Source organism: Myxococcus vastator (genome assembly GCF_010894475.1).
GTDB lineage: Bacteria > Myxococcota > Myxococcia > Myxococcales > Myxococcaceae > Myxococcus > Myxococcus vastator.
In genome coordinates this window covers 1-15,833 of record NZ_JAAIYB010000035.1, presented here as the reverse complement: position 1 = coordinate 15,833, position 15,833 = coordinate 1, and the positions used below count along the sequence as shown (strand labels likewise).

Below are 15,833 nucleotides of genomic sequence, written 5' to 3'. Positions count from 1 at the left end.
GGGCTCCGCACTACGCCCTGGCGGGGGCCAGCGCCGAGTGCTGGCTGTAGGTGTCGCAGAGCTCCAGGTACTCGTCGCTGTCGATGTCGAGCGCCGCCACCCGCATCTTCTTGACCTTGGGCTTCTCCAGCGTGGTCTTGATTTGAATCAGCTTGATGGTGGGAATGCCCATGTAGGACTGGCTGATATAGGTATTCTCGGTCATGTCGGCCCATTCAATCAGCAGGCCGTCCTCGAAGCGGATGCCATCCCGGCCGATAATCAGCACGGGCTTGTCCAGGTTCCCCAGCGACCTGATGCAGCCGTAGAGCATCCAGAGCATGCAAAGGGTCATCGCCCCGCAGAGGGCCATGATGCCCAGGCTGTCCGTCAGCCGGGAGGTGAGCGCGCCAAAGAAGGCCGTGGCCAGCGTCCAGATGACCGCGCCGATGATGAGCTTCGTGCGCGAGTAGTAGACCTCGCGCGGCTTCTGCGTCTTCTGCTTGTTCTGCGCGGAGCTGTAGATTTCCATGACGTATAACCTGTGAGGGGAAGGGGAGTCAGGCGGCCAGCCGTTGCGACAGGTAGGCCAGGAGGACGGGCGCGTTGACGATGCGGGCCTCGTCAATCTTGAGCGGCTTGCCCTGGGCGGCGATGATCAGCTCGCGCGTGGACACGCCTTGGTCGAACTCGTCCTGGAAGCGGATGCTCTCGATGTCATCCCAGCGCATCAGCCGCTTCTTGTGCATCAGCCCGGCGCCGCTGAGCGTCAGGGGCCCGAACTGCACCGCCTTGCCGGCGTCGACCTGCCGGTGCACGCCCTGCAGCAGCACCTCGACGACGTGGTCCGTCACGTGGCCGTACAGTTCGTCCGCGTCACTCCACAGGTTCAGCCGCAGCCGGTAGGTGCCCCCGCGATGGCGCAGGATGAGCCGGTCGTGGTTCTGCACCGTGATGATGGCGCTCACGTTCCGCCACGCAATGTGCGTGTCGCCCGCGCGCAGGCGCTCCTCATCCACCACCAGCGTGGGCGGCGCGGACACCCAGGCGAACAAGTCGCTGGCCCGCCAGAAGATGAAGTAGATGCCGCAGGGGATGCCCGCCAGCAGGACGATGGGCGCGGCCTGGTAGCGGAGGAGCCCTTGGATGAAGTCCTGGGGGAGCAGGTAAATCTTGCCGAACGAGAGAAATGCCGCGGCCACCAGGTAAATCAGGGCGAAGCCAGCGGCGAGCCAGTACAGGACGTGCGTGGGAAATACCCGGGTGTGCGAGCGCTTCAGCGAAGCCTCCAGGACTGCAGCATGAGTGCGTGCACGTATAAACAATCGCGTGTGTCTTTTCGATGAGATTCGCCACCGCGCTCAGAGTGGAATCGGAGGGGTGGATTTTGCCGGCGTCTCATACTCCATGTGGTGGTTTGGGGATGCTCAGGTGTGGTGAATCCGAGAAACAATCGTCGTTCTCATTTCATGAGAAGTCATTGGATGGGGCCGCGTGAAACACAGCCTTTCCTTGGCTGTCTTGTCCGCGCTCGAAGGCTCTCTGCGACGCCTCAAGACGGACTCCGTGGACGTGTACTGGCTGCACGTCTGGGACGGACTGACGCCCGTGGAGGAGGTGATGGGGACGCTGACCGGCCTCGTGCGCGAGGGCAAGGTGCGCTACATCGGATTCTCCGACGTGCCGGCCTGGCACTTCGCGCGCGCGCAAACCCTGGCGGAGCGCAACGGCTTCCGGCCCCGGCCGTCACCCGACGGGGAGCGCGCTGGCCTCGTACTGCTTCGCGAAGTCCTCGCTCGGCGCAATGGGCTTGATGACGTCGATGAGCACCCCGTTCGGGTCGGCGGTGATGAAGTGCCGCTGGCCGAAGGGCTCGTCCCGCAGCGGCAGGTGGATGGGCAGGCCGGCCGCCTGCACGTCCCGGTAGACGGCGTCCGGGTCTTCGACCTCGAAGTTGAGAATCGTCCCCGCCACCGTGCCCCGGGCCACCGCCGGCACCGTCTCGTGCCGTCCGTCGAGGATGGCCAGCGCGACATGCTCGGCATCGTCTGACTGGAGGTGGACGTACCAGTCGCTGGTGAAGCGCGGGCTGAAGCCGAAGTGCGCCGTGTAGAACGCCGCCGTCCCCGCGACGTCGTTCGTCATGATGACCGGGTAGTAACTGGTGATTTTCACGGGCTCCCTCTCTCCTTCGGGCTTGTCTTTCGATGGGGTAACATACAGGCTGTATGTATGTACACGAAGGCGCGAAGAAGCAACGATGAGCGCAGCGCGACGACGCGGCAGGCGCTCGTGGGCGCGAGCCGGGCGCTGTTCGTGGAGAAGGGGTACGCGCAGACGTCCACGCCGGAGGTGGTGGCCGCCGCCGCCGTGACGCGGGGGGCGCTCTACCACCACTTCGAGGACAAGCAGGCGCTGCTGCGGGCGGTGCTCGAGCGGGAATTCGCCGAGCTGCGCCGTGCCATTGACCAGGCGACGCCGCCGGCCCTGGACGCGCGCGAGGCGCTCATCGCTGGAAGCCTGGCCTATCTCGACGCGATGGCCGTCCCCGGCCGCACGCGCTTGCTGCTCGTGGAGGGGCCGGCGGTGTTCGGCCATGCGGAGATGATGGCACTCGATGAGGCCACCGCCGCGGGCTCGCTGCGGGAAGGGCTCGCCGCCGTGCTGGGAGATGGGCCCTTGGTGCCCGCGCTCGCCAGCCTGCTGTCCGCCGCCTTCGACCGCGCCGCGCTGGCCATCAGCACTGGCGAGGACGCCAAGGCCTACCGCGCCGCGATGCTGGCGCTCATCGAACGCGTCACCGCTGACGCCGGTCGTTGAGCGACATGGGCTCCAGCGTGTTCGACGCCGGCTCGCCGGACAGGGCCGAGGTCAGGTGGACCAGGTTGGCTCCGCTCAAGTAGGCGGCGATGACGGCGGCGATGCGCAGCACGAGCAGCGTGGGCTCGAACGGGAGGAGGTCACGTTCCAGAAGCCAGGCGAGCGTCCGCGGCGCGTATGCGGCGCTGCAGCCCACCACCACGCCCAGGAGTACCACCAGCTGGACCACGCTCAGCAGGGTGTTGGCCCGGGAGTGGACCACGCTGGCCAGCCCACCCATCCGCGCCAGGAGCCGCGGCTTGACGAACTTCAGCACCAGGATGCCCTGGATGATGCCCACGGCCAGCGGAGCGCCGATTTCCACCACGGCGAGGATGCTCTGAACGGAGTCCTTCGTGCTCATGGCGCGGACAATGTTGCGTCACGCGAAGTGAATCAACCCGGTCCGCTCGTTGACGGACGCGGAGGCAACAGCCGCCTGGAGCGCGAACCCCTCCAGGCGGCTGACAGCGGTTGCCGCGCTACTCCACCCAGTGGACCTTGCCCAGGCCAACGGCCACCATGTCGCAAAGGTAGACGAAGTGGTCATACGGGTTGTTGTCGTAGACGCCGCGGGCGCCGATGCAGCGGGCGTTCTCGGGGTAGGGCGCGTTGTACTCCTCCGCGAGCTCACGGCAGTACGTGTCACCAGGGCCGCTGCACTCCTCCGTGCAGCTGTCCGCGCGAATCCAGTACGGGTTGTAGGTGGGGTACGAGTCGGCCTCCGTCCAGCACAGCCCGCTCGAGCACTCCGAGTCGGCGCTGCAGCCGGTGCCCGTGGCCTTCAGGCTCTGCTGCTGCTCGGCGACCGGCTGCGTCTGCTCGGGCGTGCTGCTGCCACAGGCCACCGGGCCCAGCAGCATGAGGGAGGCGAGGGCGACCGTCTTGGCGAGGATGTTCCGCATGGATGAGAACCTTTCAGGGGTGAAGGGAGCGCGGAAACAATCACGCCTTCACGGCTCATCCAAGTCACGTCCACGCCAAACCGAACAGGGACGGTGTCTTTGTATGTTTCGCTGATGGAATTCTTCAGTCTCGTTGGACTGAGAAGCGCTGCATGCGAATGTTTCAGGTGACACAGCGGGGCCTGCGCCTCGCGCCCGGCCCCGCCGTGTCACCTTCTGAAACATCAGCCGCCGAGCTCCACGTTCTCCAGCACACCCAGCGCATCGGGGATGAGCAGCGCCGCGGAGAAGTAGGTGCTGACCAGGTAGTTCGTGATGGCCTTGTCCGTGACGTCCATGCGGCGCACGGAGAGGCCGGGCTCGACTTCGTCCGGCAGGCCGGTGCGGCGCAGGCCGATGACGCCCTGGTCCTCCTGGCCGGTGCGCAGCACGAGGATGGAGCTGGTGCGCTGCTCGGTGATGGGGAGCTTGTCACACGGCAGCAGGGGGACTCCGCGCCAGGCCATGCAGGGGGTGCCCTGGACCTCGACGGGCGTCGGATAGACGCCCCGGCGGGTGCACTCCCGGCCGAACGCCGCGATGGTGCGCGGGTGCGCCAGGAAGAAGCGCGACTTGCGGCGCCGGCTGAGCAGCTCGTCCAGGTCATCGGGCGTGGGCGGCCCGCTGCGGGTGTGGAGGCGCTGCTTGAGGTCGGCGTTGTGGAGCAGGCCGAAGTCCCGGTTGTTGATGAGCTCGTGCTCCTGCCGCTCCCGCAGCGCTTCAATGGTCAGCCGCAGCTGCTGCTCCGTCTGGTCCATGGGGTCGCCGAACACGTCGGAGACGCGCGTGTGGACCCGGAGTACCGTCTGCGCCACGCTCAGCTCGTACTCGCGGGGCGCGAGCTCGTAGTCCACGTAGCCGCCCTGGATGTCCGGCTCACCGGAGTGGCCGGCGGCCAGGGGGATGGCGGCCTGTCCCAGCTTGTCCTGGGGCTTCTTCAGGCGCTCCCGGTACCGCTCCACCTGGGCGCGCAGCGTGGCGGACCGGGCAATCAGCTCTTCGAACACCTGCTGCGGCAGGGACAGCACCGTGCACGGCGTGGTGGCCTTGACGGTGTAGCTCCAGAGGTCATCCGACTCCGCCACGGCCTGGTCGCCGAAGTGGTCGCCGTCCGCCAGCACGTCCAGGGTGACGGGCGCGCCATACGGGCCTTCGCGGAGCTTGCGCGCCTTGCCGTGGGCCAGCAGGTACACGTGCTCGGCGGGCTTGCCTTCCTCCACGATGACGTCGCCCGCCTTGTACTCCGCCTGGGTGAACCGGCTGGCCAGGGCCGCAATCACCTCGTCGTCGCCGCTCAGGCCCCGCAGCAGCGGCAGCTTGAGCAGCTCCTGCGGGATGATCTGCACCTTCGCGCCGAGGTTGCTGAACACGAGGCGGTCATCCGCCACCGCGTAGCTCAGCCGCCGGTTGACCCGGTACGTTCCGCCCGTCACCTCCACCCAGGGCAGCATGCGCAGCAGCCACCGGGGGGTGATGCCCTGCATCTGCGGGACCGTCTTCGTCGTCGTCGCCAGCTGGCGCGCCGCGGCCGTGCCCAGGCTCAGCCGCGGGGTGTCGTCGCCACCCGTCTTCACGAAATTCGCCATGTGGATTCCCTCACGTCCTCCGAGCGGGAGGCGGCCTATTCGCCACGGCCGATTTCGACGCTCTCCAGGATGCCCAGCGCGTCGGGCACGAGGACGGCCGCGGAGAAGTAGCTGGTGACCAGGTAGTTGATGATGGCCTTCTCATTGATGCCCATGTACCGGACGTTGAGGCCGGGCTCGATTTCGTCGGGGATGGTGCCCGGGTGCAGGCCGACGACACCCTGGTTCTTCTCACCCGCGCGCATCAGCATGATGGACGTGGTGCGCGACTCGCTGACGGGAATCTTGCTGCACGGGAAGATGGGGACGCCGCGCCAGGCGGGCACCATGTTGCCGTTGAAGTCCACGCTGGTGGGGTAGATGCCCTTGCGGCTGCACTCCTGGCCAAAGGCGGCGATGGCGCGCGGGTGGGCCAGGAAGAAGGAAGGCTCCTTCCACACGGTGGCCAGCAGCTCGTCCATGTCATCGGGCGTGGGCGGCCCGCTGCGGGTGTGGATGCGCTGCTTGAGGTCGGCGTTGTGGAGCAGGCCGAAGTCCCGGTTGTTGACGAGCTCGTGCTCCTTGCGCTCCTTCAGCGCCTCCACCGTCAGCCGGAGCTGCTGCTCCGTCTGGTTCATGGGCTCGTTGAAGAGGTCCGCCACGCGGGTGTGAATCTGGAGCACCGTCTGCGCCACGCTCAGCTCGTACTCGCGGGGCGACGTCTCGTAGTCCACGTAGGTGCCCGGCAGCACCGGCTCGCCGGTGTGGCCCGAGGCCAGCTCGATTTCGGCCTGGCCCGTGGTGTCCTGCTTCTTCTTCGCGCGGGCCTTGAACCGCTCGATGTGCTTGCTCAGCGAGGGCGACTGGGCCACCACGGCCTCGAAGTCGGACTGCTGCAGCACCAGCACGGTGGACGCCGTGACGGCCTTGGCCGTGAACTTCCAGTAGTCCTGCGACTCCAGCAGCGCCTCGTAGCTGTAGTGGTCGCCGTCCGCCAGCACGCCGAGCACGGTGGTGTCACCGTACTTGCCGGCGCCAATCATGTTCACCTTGCCGTGGGCGATGAGGACGATGCAGTCCGCCTCCTTGCCCACCTCGGTGATGACCTCACCGGCCTTGTACGTCTTCTGCTCGAAGCGGTTGGCCAGCGCCGCCAGCACCTCGACGTCGTCGTAGCTGCGCAGCAGGGGCAGCTCGCACAGCTCCTGCGGGATGACCTGCACCTTGGCGCCGGTGGTGGTGAACGTCACGCGGCCGTCCCCCACCGCGTAGCTCAGCCGGCGGTTGACGCGGTACACGCCACCGGACACCTGCACCCAGGGCAGCAGCTTGAGCAGCCACCGCGAGGAGATGCCCTGCATCTGCGGGACGGACTTGGTCGTCGTCGCCAGCTGGCGCGCCGCGGCCGTCCCCAGGCTCAACTGGGACTTCTCGGAGTCACCGCCCGGCTTGATGATGTTCGACATGATTGGCCTTTCGAGTGGGATGGAAGATCAGGCGCCGGAGCGCAGGTTGGAGAACAGCGAGGCGATGCGTGCGGCGGAGGTGCCCAGGCCGGTGGGGCCCGAGGAGACGCGCAGGCCCAGCTTGCGGGACGCGCGCAGCTCGAACTCCTTGTAGCGGTCCACCGTCTGGTGCCAGATGAGCACGCCGCTCATCCACCACTGCAGCTTCTGGACGTGTTGCTTCAGCTTGTCCTGGGCCTTGCCGTCCAGGTTGAAGTTGCGCGCCAGCGGCTCCAGCTCGTTGGCGATGATGTATTCGAACTGCCGCATCCGCGCGGTCATCAAGTCGTTGACGACCAGGACGGCCCGCGCCGGGTCCAGGTCCAGGAAGCGCTGCACGACGAGCACGCCGTTGTTGAGCTCCCCTTCGAACTCAATCTCCTTCTGGTAGGAGAAGACGTCGTTGATGAGGCAGGCGTAATCCGCCGCGGCATTCTCCAGGCTGCGGATGGGCCGGGTGTGGAAGATTTCGGGCGCGAGCGCATCCCCATGCGCCAGGCGGGACAGGCTCATGGTGAGGTCCGAGCCGAACGTCTGGCGCCGCATCTCCACGTAATCGATGGGGTCCGGGATGCGGTTCTGGATTTGATTGGCCAGCTCCCACAGCCAGCTCTCCGTCATGTCCAGGATGGCCTTGCGGAACAGGCGCCGTGAGGCGGGCGTCACGCCTTCGGTGGTGCGGGCCCACAGGTCCGCGAGCCCGCGCTCCACCGGGTTGGTGGGGGGCGGAACCACCGTGCCGGCGTCCTCTGGCACGAACAGCGCCAGCCGGGCGTTGAACACCTTGGCGCCGGCCATGTCCTTGGTGTGGCCGTAGAAGGCCGGGAAGTAGTCGTCCGCGTAGGTGCCCCAGACGAGCCAGCAGGCAGACAGGTTGAGCTGCGCCTCGGTGGCCTGGGGATGAATCAACGCGCCGCAGAGCGCCACGTCGGCCACGTCGAACTTGTGGTCATCCCAGATGTAGCCGCCGGGGACCCCGGGGAGGACATCCAACATGCCCATCCGCCGCGCCCACGCCTTGGATTCTCGCCGCGAGGTGTCCAGGTGAGGGCTGGGCTTGGTGGAGTACGGCATGTAGAACTTCGGCAGGTTCACCGGGCCCACGGGCTGGTACGGCACGTGGGAGAAGCTCTTGAGGCGGGTGAGCCCCAGGGCGGTGGGCGACTGCGGCAGCCGCGCCGCGGAGGTGCCCAGGCCGTTGGGCCCCAGGAAGAAGCCGCCCGCGCCGCCGGAGCCCTTGTTCATGTAGCGGCTGGAGCGCATGTGCCACTCGTGCCCGCCGGACTGCCAGTCCTGGAGCCCCCGGACGTAGGTGAGCACCTGCGCCTGCTCCACTGGATTCAGGCCGAACTCGACGAACAGGGACGGCAGCTCCGTGAAGACGGTGTTTTCGAACTGCTGGAGCCGGGAGGTGAGCACCTCGTTGACGAGGTTCGCGGCGCTGGGCGGGGAGATGTCCAGGAACTTCTCCATCACCAGGACGCCGTTGGAGAGCTCGCCTTCCTCCAGAATCTCCCGCTCGTAGGAGAACAAGTCATTGCGCAGGTGGACCGCGTCGGAGAACGTGTCCTTCAGCACCCGCATCGGGCGGCTGGCGGCGACCCGGTCCGGGACTTCGGCGAACACGGCGTGCTCCACCAAGTTCGCGGACCACGGGGCACCGCCCACCTTGCGGCGCATCTCGATGTACTCAATCGGGTTGGAGACGCGGCCCTCGCTGATGTTGGACAGCTCCCAGCTCGACTCGTCCAGCAGGTGCTTGGTGCTCTCGAAGAACCGGCGCCGCCACGCCATGGAGCGGCTGGGGACCGTCCGGTTCCACAAGTCCAGCAGCCCCGCCTCGACGGGGTTGGTGGGGGGCGGAGGCGTGGCGGCCGGGTCGACCGGCATGAACAAGGGCAGGCGGTCCAGGTAGGCCTTCGCGCCGACCTGGTCCTGGGAGCGCTTGTAGAGCTCCAGGAAGTGGTCATCGAAATAGAAGACCCAGACGTACCAGTCGGTGATGAGGTCCAGCTCCGGGCCCGGTGCCTCCGGATGCGTGTAGGCACAGAGCAGGGCGTAGTCCATGGCATCGAACTTCGCCTCGCTCCAGATTTCCGGAGCGCTGCCATCCTTCGGGCGGCCAATGATTCCCAGCTCGCGCGCCCAGGCCTTCGAATGCACCCGGGCGCCTTCGAGGTTGGGATTCAAGCGCGCCGGCCAGGGAACGTAGAAGTCTGGCAGTTCAAATGGCTGCTTGTTTTTCGCCGTACCCATGCACGCCCCTCGTTGAACTCAGGGGGGGCGTTATAGTTTTGGATTGAACGGGCTTCCAGGTATTTTTCGATTATTCGATTTTTCGAGAAAGTGTTGTTTTCACCATGAGAATTTGGTTGATCGACTCGCGGTGACGGAGTGGGTGAGCACGAGCTCGCGCAGCGCGGAGGGCGGGACGTCGTTGTGCTTGCGGAACGTCCTCGTGAAGTGGGCCTGGTCGGAGAACCCGGTACAGAACGCGACGTCCGTGAGCGTCAGGCGCGCGTCAGCCAGCAGCGCGTGGGCCGCGTTGACGCGGACGCGTTGAAGGGTTTGCGAGAAGGTGGTCCCTTCCTGCTGCAAGGCGCGCTGGAGGCCGCGGCGGGACAGGGCGAGCCGCTGCGCGGTCTCGCCGAGCGTCCAGGGGTGCAGCAGGTCGTCCCGCATCACCTGTTCGAGCCGCTCGCGGACCTCGCGGGGGGCACCCTCGCGCGGCGCGGCAGGCTCCTGGAGGCCGAGGGGCTCTCCAGGCCTCCAGTGGAACGTCGCCACGTTCGTCGTGGCGGGCAGGCTTCGCGTGTCGTCCACCCGGGCGGGGCCATGAATGCCCATGGGTGCTTCGCCTCCGGAGTCGAGTGTGACGGAGAGCTCCGTGACGCCCGCGGTCTCCAGGAGCGCGACGAGCACCCCCCAGATGAACAGGTCGTTGACGGTGAGAATCGCCCCGCCGTCGATGGCGACATGTCGCAACGTCATCTGGGCGCGGGCCAGGTCGTGGGAGAGCAGTTGCGTGCGGTGGCGGGAGTGAAGGAAGCGCTCCAGGGTGGTCCACCGCTCCACGGCGTGCCGGGGCGTGGGCCCCGCGACGAGCGCCCGGAGGACGGGATGGGACGCAAGGGCCCGCAGCTCGCGGCCGAGCTCCAGCACGGGTCGCCATCCATGGGCATCCATGACGGCCTGGAGGACGGTGACCTTGTCGCGTCCCTCGGTTGGAATCTCCGGATAGGTCCGCGCGACGGCCGCCTTCAGCAGGGCGTTCAGGGAGGGGCTCGTCATGGTGCCTTGGTCCACGTCCATGTTCGGCGGCTCCGGGTCAGCGCGAGGCGCGCGGTGGCTCGCCGGTGTCCACGGCGCAGCGGCCCGCGCTGCGCCAGTCGCTCAGCGCGGCGAGGAAGTGCACGTTGAAGTCGGCACCCGAGAATGGATTCTGGCTGGTCACCAGGTTGCAATCCCGCACGGCGCGGGAGCGGCCCGGAAACGCCGTCTCATGGCGGTAGCCGGCGTCGTCGAGCTGGTCTCCAATCCCACGAACCTGGGCGCGTGCGTCCATGACGAAGGTTTCGATGTACCACTCCTCGAAGCCGGAGACCGAGGTGACGCTCCGGCCCGCGAAGGGGCTCTGCTGCCTTGGCAGCCGCGTGAGGAGCGCCGGGGCATGACAGACGAGCCCCACGGGACGGTCCGTGGCTCCGAAGTGGATGAGCAAGCCGTGCAGGTCCGCGTCCTCGAGCAGGTCCACCATGACGCCCTGTCCTCCTGGAATGAGCAGCGCCTGGAAGTCGTCAGCGCGCGCGCGGACCTCGGACAGGTTCAGCGGTGTGTGCAGTTGGGGAAGCCGCGTGATGAGCGCCTGGGCTTCGGCGAGCGCCTCGGGGTGCTCCTTCCAATAGGAGGGGTTCATGCCCTCGGGGTCGAACGCCGGTGGACGGCCCTCGGGGGTCGCGACCACCACGTCGTAGCCGGCGTCAATGAGCGCGCGGTAGGGCTCATAGAACTCGTTCAGGAAGACGCCCGTCTGGCGCGTGCTTCCATCCGCGAGCTTCTGCTCCGACGCGGTCGAGAGGACCATGAGGACGCTCCCGGGGGGATGGACTTCCGGGGGGTGTCGCTCCGCGGAAGGAAAGATGACCTGGTGCGTCGGCGCGGTGGCGCAGCCCAGCGCGCCCGCGAAGCATGCGAGCGCGAGCTGGGCGAGGCGCCGCGTCATGTTCCCTCCAGCGCGAAACGCTGGAGTCCGAATCGAAGGGGTTGCTCCCATGTCGCTCCTCCTGGTGACAGCTTCATCACCAGGGTAGGAGCGCAGGGGAGGGCGGGCTTGAACGAACGCGCCAGACCCTGACCGCGAGCCTGGCGCGGGGGCTCAGCGCGCCGGTGACGCGCCTCCGGACTCCGTGACGAACTCCACGCGGCGGTTCGTGCCGCGGCCCTCGGGCGTGTCGTTGGTGGTGAGGGGGCGGTCGGGCCCGTAGCCCTTCGCCGTCAGCCGCGAGGACGCGACACCGCGCTGAATGAGGTGCGTGCGCACCGCGTCCGCGCGCTCCTGGCTCAGCGTGCGGTTGAGCTCGTCGGGGCCGGTGCTGTCCGTGTGCCCTTCGATGCGCAGGGACACGCCCGGGTTGGCCTTCAGGTAGTCCGCGACGGCGTCCAGGTTCCGCAGCTCCTCGTCGGAGAGCGTCGACTGGCCCACCGGGAACTGGACGTGGTGCTCGGTGGGCAGCCGCGTCGGCGCTTCGGTGGCGGGTGCCTGGGGCGCGGGCTCCGGGCAGCCACGGTGAGCGGCGACACCGGCTTCGTTCGGGCACGCGTCCTCGCGGTCCACGACGCCGTCGCCATCCGAGTCAGTGTCCGGGCAGCCCTTGTTCTCGGCGACACCGGCCTCGTTCGGGCATGCGTCCTCACGGTCCACGACGCCGTCACCATCCGAGTCGGTGTCCGGGCAGCCCTTGTTCTCAGGCGGGCCGGCCTCGTTCGGGCACGCGTCCTCGCGGTCCACGATGCCGTCGCCATCCGAGTCGGTGTCCGGGCAGCCGTCGTTCTCAGGCGGGCCGGCTTCGAGCGGGCAGCGGTCCTGCCCGTTGGGAACGGTGTCGCCGTCGTCATCCAGCGCGGGGCACTGCTCCGGCGTGTGGCTCCGGCCGCTCCGGCACACGTCCTCCTGCGCGGGCGGCTGATGGGCCCAGGCGATGCCCGCCGCCGCGCGGATGGACGGCGTGCCCGGGATGTCCGTGAAGCCATGTCCGGCCACCGCGAAGGCCTCGAAGCCGCCACCTACGGGCAGCCGCACGCCGCCCAGCAGCTCCAGCGCGAAGTCCGGCTCCACCAGTGACTCCGCGGCTTGCAGCGCGATTTCGGCGCGCAGGCCCTTGCCGCGCGTGGCCACGACAAGGCCCTGCTCCAGCTCCGTGCCGTGGTCGCGGCCGGGCTCGTTCTCCGTGGAGCGGAGCCGCACGCCGGCGCTGGCGCCGAGCACCACGGGGCCCAGCTCCCGACTCACCGCCACGCGGGGGGCGATTTGGAGCCCCGCCCAGCCCTGCTGCCGGCCGAACGCACCCGCGGTGCCACCCGGCGTCCCCACGTCCAGACCCAGGCTGAGGAAGACGGGGTCGCCGGCCTCGCGCCGCAGCAGCGCGTAGCGGGCGCCCAGCTCCGGCGTGCCGAGCCCGAAGGCGTCCGGCGCGGAGACGCCCACCAGCGAGTCCGCGCCATTGCCGCCCTGATGGATGATGACGGGCAGCCGCGCGGACAGCTCCAGGTTGTCGACGGGCGACCAGGCGCCCGCGAGCCAGCCGGAGACGCGGTAGTCGATGATGGAGCGCTCCTGCCCATCACTGCCCTTGAGCAGGAGGATGCCGCGCTCATAGCCGGCCATGAGCATCAGCCGGTAGGCGCCCTGGGGGAGCACGTGTCCCGTGTCCACGAGCATCGAGTCCGTGGCCGCGGGGGTGAAGCGAAGCCGCTCCAGGTCGATGGGGACGATTGCGCCCGTGGTGCTTTGTGCCAGGGCGTTGGGCGCGATGGAGGCGATGAGCGCTGCCAGCGCCCAGCTCCGAGCCTGTGTACGCAAGGTGAAGTCCATTCTCGAAAGAGGGTGACGTGCGGGTCAGTGCGAGGCGTGACGCGAGCGGCGACGCAGGCCGCTCCACGTTGCCAGGACCACCAGGAGGGCCAGCGACGAGGCCGCGCCGCCGCCAGAGGCCTGGCAGCCGCCTCCGGCGATGGAGATGACCGTTGCCTGGACGGTGACCTGGAACGTGCAGCGGGCTTCATTGCCCGCGGCGTCCGTGGCGGTGACGGTGACGGTGTTGTTGCCGTGCATGAAGGTGCTCCCCGAAGCCGGCGAGGACGTGACGGAGGGCGTCGAGACGCCGTCCGTGGCCTCGGGCAGCTCGAAGGTCACCGCCGTGCCCGACGCATCATCGGAGGTCGTCCGGATGTCGGAGGGGCACGTCAGCGCGGGCGGGGTGGTGTCCCGCACCTCGACCTGGAACGTGCACGTGGCCTGCGCGCCCGAGGCGTCCTCCGCGGTGGCGGTGACGGTGGTGGTCCCCAGCGGCAGCGTGCTGCCTTCCTCGGGGGCATAGGTGATGGTGGCCGGCCCTCCGCCCCCGGGAGTCGCGGTGGCGGGCGGCCAGCTGCCCGGGGCGCCCTCCGGTCCCGTTGCCTCCAGGACGGTGTCCGCGGGGCAGGTGATGGCCAGGGCCGCTGTTGGTTCCACCTCGACGTCCACCGTGGCCTCGTTGCTGTCCAGGCCGCAGTCACTGACGCGGTAGGTGAAGCTGTCGGCGCCCACGTAGCCAGGGTTGGGCGTGTACTGGAGGTCCGGCGGCGTGCCACTCAGGGTTCCATGCAGGGGCGGCGTGACGATGGTCCACGTCAACGTCTGGTCCGCGTCCGGGTCGGTCGCGGTGAGCGTGACGTCTTGAGGGAGGCCGGAAATCGTGGCGATGCGCACGGCCTCCGCGGTGGGCGCGGTGTTGGCGCGCACCATCACCATGCGTCCGCCCGGAATGGCGTTGGCGAAGAGGGACAGGGCATACGGACCCGGAAGCATCTCCGCGGGCACCCGCACCGTCGCGCGCGTGGCGGACATGTCCGTGGCGGGGAGCGTCCAGAGCCGCCCGCCCCCGGCGGCGCCCAGGCGCACCAGGGGGAAGTCCGTCGGCGAGTCCAGGTAGCTGCCGCTGGACGCGCCCGAGATGCCCCGGAAGCCCTGGCCTTCGATGATGGCGGGGCAGGCCTGGTAGAGCGTCTCCGGCGCCGTGACGACAGGCCGCCAGGCGGGGAGGGCGAGGACGTCGTCGTAGCGCTGGGCCGTGGTGACGGCCGTGCCGCCCGCGAGCAGGACCTCCCCCGAGGGCAACACGACGGCGGTGGTTCCGCCGCGCACGTCGGGCGCGCTGACAGGGGTCCAGGTCCGCGAGGGGGCGCCGTAGGCCTCGGCCGAGGCCACGTAGGTGTCGGGCGCGCTCAGGCCGCCCGCGACCAGGAGCGTGCCGGAGGGCATCAGGGTGGCGGTGTGGCGCCAGCGCGCTTGCGTCAGCGGGCTGTCCGGCGTCCAGGAGTTCGTGGCGGCCGAGTACCGCTCCGTGGTGGCGAGCGCCACGCCTCCCGCGGCGCCGCCCGCCGCCAGGAGTGCACCGGAGGGCAGCAGCGTCAGCGTGAAGTCCCCACGCCCCTGGTTGAGCCCGCCGGCGGGGGTCCAGGTGTTGGTGGCGGGGTTGTACACCTCCGCCGCCGCGAGGGTCGCTCCGCCTGTGCCGCGTCCTCCCGCGATGAGCACCCGTCCATCGGGCAGCAGGGCGGCGGCGTGCGCGGTGCGCGGTACGGCCACGGACGCCGCGGCGGTCCACGCCTGGGTGGCCGGGTCATACAGCTCCGCGGAGGCGAGCACGTCCGCGCCGTCCTGACCACCGACGACGAGCACCCGTCCATCCGGCAGGCGCGTCGCGGTGTGCAGGTGTCTCGCGCCGGTGAGTGACGCCGCGGGGCTCCAGGTGTTCGTGTCCGGCGTGTAGCGCTCCGCCGTGTTCAGCGTGCCGCCCGCGTTCGCGCCGCCCACGACGAGCACCTCGCCCGAAGCCAGCGTCGTCGCCGTGGCATCCGCTCGCGCGGTGGAGAGGCCCGCCGCCGCGGACCATACGTTCGTCGTCCCGTCATACATCGAAGCGGACGCCAGCGCGGCGCCCGCTCCGTCACGGCCACCCGCCACGAGGACGCGGCCCGTGGGCAGCAGCGCCATCAGCGGGTCAACGCGGGGACCGCCCAGGGTTCCCGCAGCGGACCAGGCCTGGACGCCAGGGTCATAGGTCTCTGTTTCCGCGTAGAACGTGAGTGACGGATTGGAGGTGTAGCCCCCGGCGGTGAGCACCTTGCCGGAGGGGAGCAGGGTCGCCGTGCTGTTCTCCCGGCCAATCGCCATGGAGGTCGTGGCGGTCCACGTGCCGGTGGCGGGGTCGTAGAGCTCGGAGATGGGTTGGGCATCCCGCGCGGCGTTGGAGCCGCCCATGACGAGCACCCGGCCGTCAGGCAGCAGCGCGGCGGTGTGGCCGTTGCGCGGGAAGTTCAGGGCGCCCGTGGCCGTCCAGGTGTTGGCCACAGGGTCGTAGAGCTCGGCATGCGTGGTGACACCGCCCGCGGTGAATCCACCCGCGAGCAGCACGCGGCCATCGGGGAGCAGGGTGGCGGTGGCGTAGTGCCTTGGGACCAGGGGCGCCGCGGCGGCGGTCCACGTCCCCGCCACCGGGTCGTAGAGGTCGGCGCTCGGGACCTCGCCGTCCACATTGAAGCCGCTCACCGCGAGCACCTGCCCGCTCCGCAGCAACGTGGCGGTGTGAGAGCGCCGGACCACTGGCAGGCTCCCGGTTGGCAGGAACGTGTTGCTCGCGGGGTCGTACAGTTCAGCGGTCGCGAGATTGCTGCCGCCCGCGATGAGGAGCTGACCGGAGTCGAGCCGCGTGAGGGTGGGC

The 15,833-nt window shown here is 69.0% G+C and carries 13 protein-coding genes and 1 pseudogene; 2 read left to right on the top strand and 12 right to left on the bottom strand.

The genetic code is table 11. The annotated features are described in order from the left end of the window. Positions 1–10: 10 nt before the first annotated feature. Both G4D87_RS05765 and G4D87_RS05760 read right to left on the bottom strand, forming a co-directional pair. Positions 11–511, bottom strand: coding sequence for a hypothetical protein (locus G4D87_RS05765; protein ID WP_163779781.1), 501 nt, complete (start codon positions 509–511; stop codon positions 11–13). Between the two features lie 28 nt (positions 512–539). Then, positions 540–1,181, bottom strand: coding sequence for a DUF6585 family protein (locus G4D87_RS05760; RefSeq protein ID WP_240358038.1), 642 nt, complete (start codon positions 1,179–1,181; stop codon positions 540–542). A 292-nt stretch (positions 1,182–1,473) separates the two neighbouring features. Between G4D87_RS05760 and G4D87_RS05755 the strand changes: the two are divergent. Then, positions 1,474–1,677, top strand: a pseudogene (locus G4D87_RS05755) (aldo/keto reductase); the annotation flags it as partial. A 48-nt stretch (positions 1,678–1,725) separates the two neighbouring features. Here the strand turns inward: G4D87_RS05755 and G4D87_RS05750 are convergent. Beyond that, a complete protein-coding gene (locus G4D87_RS05750) occupies positions 1,726–2,154 on the bottom strand; it encodes a VOC family protein (RefSeq protein ID WP_163779779.1) in 429 nt (142 codons plus the stop codon). Between the two features lie 57 nt (positions 2,155–2,211). Here G4D87_RS05750 and G4D87_RS05745 point away from each other — a divergent pair, with 57 nt between their 5' ends. Beyond that, complete coding sequence (locus G4D87_RS05745; protein ID WP_163779777.1) at positions 2,212–2,799, top strand: TetR/AcrR family transcriptional regulator; 588 nt, start codon at positions 2,212–2,214, stop codon at positions 2,797–2,799. On the opposite strand, the gene G4D87_RS05740 is transcribed toward G4D87_RS05745, so the two are convergent. From G4D87_RS05740 to G4D87_RS05700, 9 genes are all read right to left on the bottom strand, one after another. Beyond that, positions 2,777–3,202: a hypothetical protein gene (locus tag G4D87_RS05740; RefSeq protein ID WP_163779775.1), complete on the bottom strand. Its 426-nt coding sequence runs from the start codon at positions 3,200–3,202 to the stop codon at positions 2,777–2,779. The two genes, G4D87_RS05745 and G4D87_RS05740, sit on opposite strands and share 23 nt — an antisense overlap. A gap of 118 nt (positions 3,203–3,320) precedes the next feature. After that, positions 3,321–3,743: a hypothetical protein gene (locus G4D87_RS05735; RefSeq protein ID WP_163779773.1), complete on the bottom strand. Its 423-nt coding sequence runs from the start codon at positions 3,741–3,743 to the stop codon at positions 3,321–3,323. 224 nt (positions 3,744–3,967) lie between these two features. Further along, the gene (locus tag G4D87_RS05730; RefSeq protein WP_163779771.1) at positions 3,968–5,368 is read right to left on the bottom strand and encodes a family 2B encapsulin nanocompartment shell protein; all 1,401 of its coding nucleotides are present in this window, start codon (positions 5,366–5,368) and stop codon (positions 3,968–3,970) included. A gap of 35 nt (positions 5,369–5,403) precedes the next feature. Beyond that, a complete protein-coding gene (locus G4D87_RS05725; protein WP_163779769.1) occupies positions 5,404–6,813 on the bottom strand; it encodes a family 2B encapsulin nanocompartment shell protein in 1,410 nt (469 codons plus the stop codon). A 27-nt stretch (positions 6,814–6,840) separates the two neighbouring features. Further along, a complete protein-coding gene (locus G4D87_RS05720; RefSeq protein ID WP_163779768.1) occupies positions 6,841–9,108 on the bottom strand; it encodes a family 2 encapsulin nanocompartment cargo protein terpene cyclase in 2,268 nt (755 codons plus the stop codon). 99 nt (positions 9,109–9,207) lie between these two features. Then, positions 9,208–10,143 carry a helix-turn-helix transcriptional regulator gene (locus G4D87_RS05715; protein ID WP_240358037.1) on the bottom strand — a complete coding sequence of 312 codons (936 nt, stop codon included), beginning with the start codon at positions 10,141–10,143 and terminating at the stop codon, positions 9,208–9,210. A 37-nt stretch (positions 10,144–10,180) separates the two neighbouring features. Further along, positions 10,181–11,074 (bottom strand): type 1 glutamine amidotransferase domain-containing protein, encoded by an 894-nt coding sequence (locus G4D87_RS05710; protein WP_240358036.1) that lies wholly within the window; start codon positions 11,072–11,074, stop codon positions 10,181–10,183. A 153-nt stretch (positions 11,075–11,227) separates the two neighbouring features. Then, entirely contained in the window at positions 11,228–12,943 is a 1,716-nt protein-coding gene (locus G4D87_RS05705) for an OmpA family protein (protein WP_163779765.1), read from the bottom strand. Between the two features lie 24 nt (positions 12,944–12,967). Next, positions 12,968–15,833: Kelch repeat-containing protein (locus tag G4D87_RS05700; protein WP_163779763.1), on the bottom strand; the 2,866-nt coding region annotated here is incomplete at its 5' end.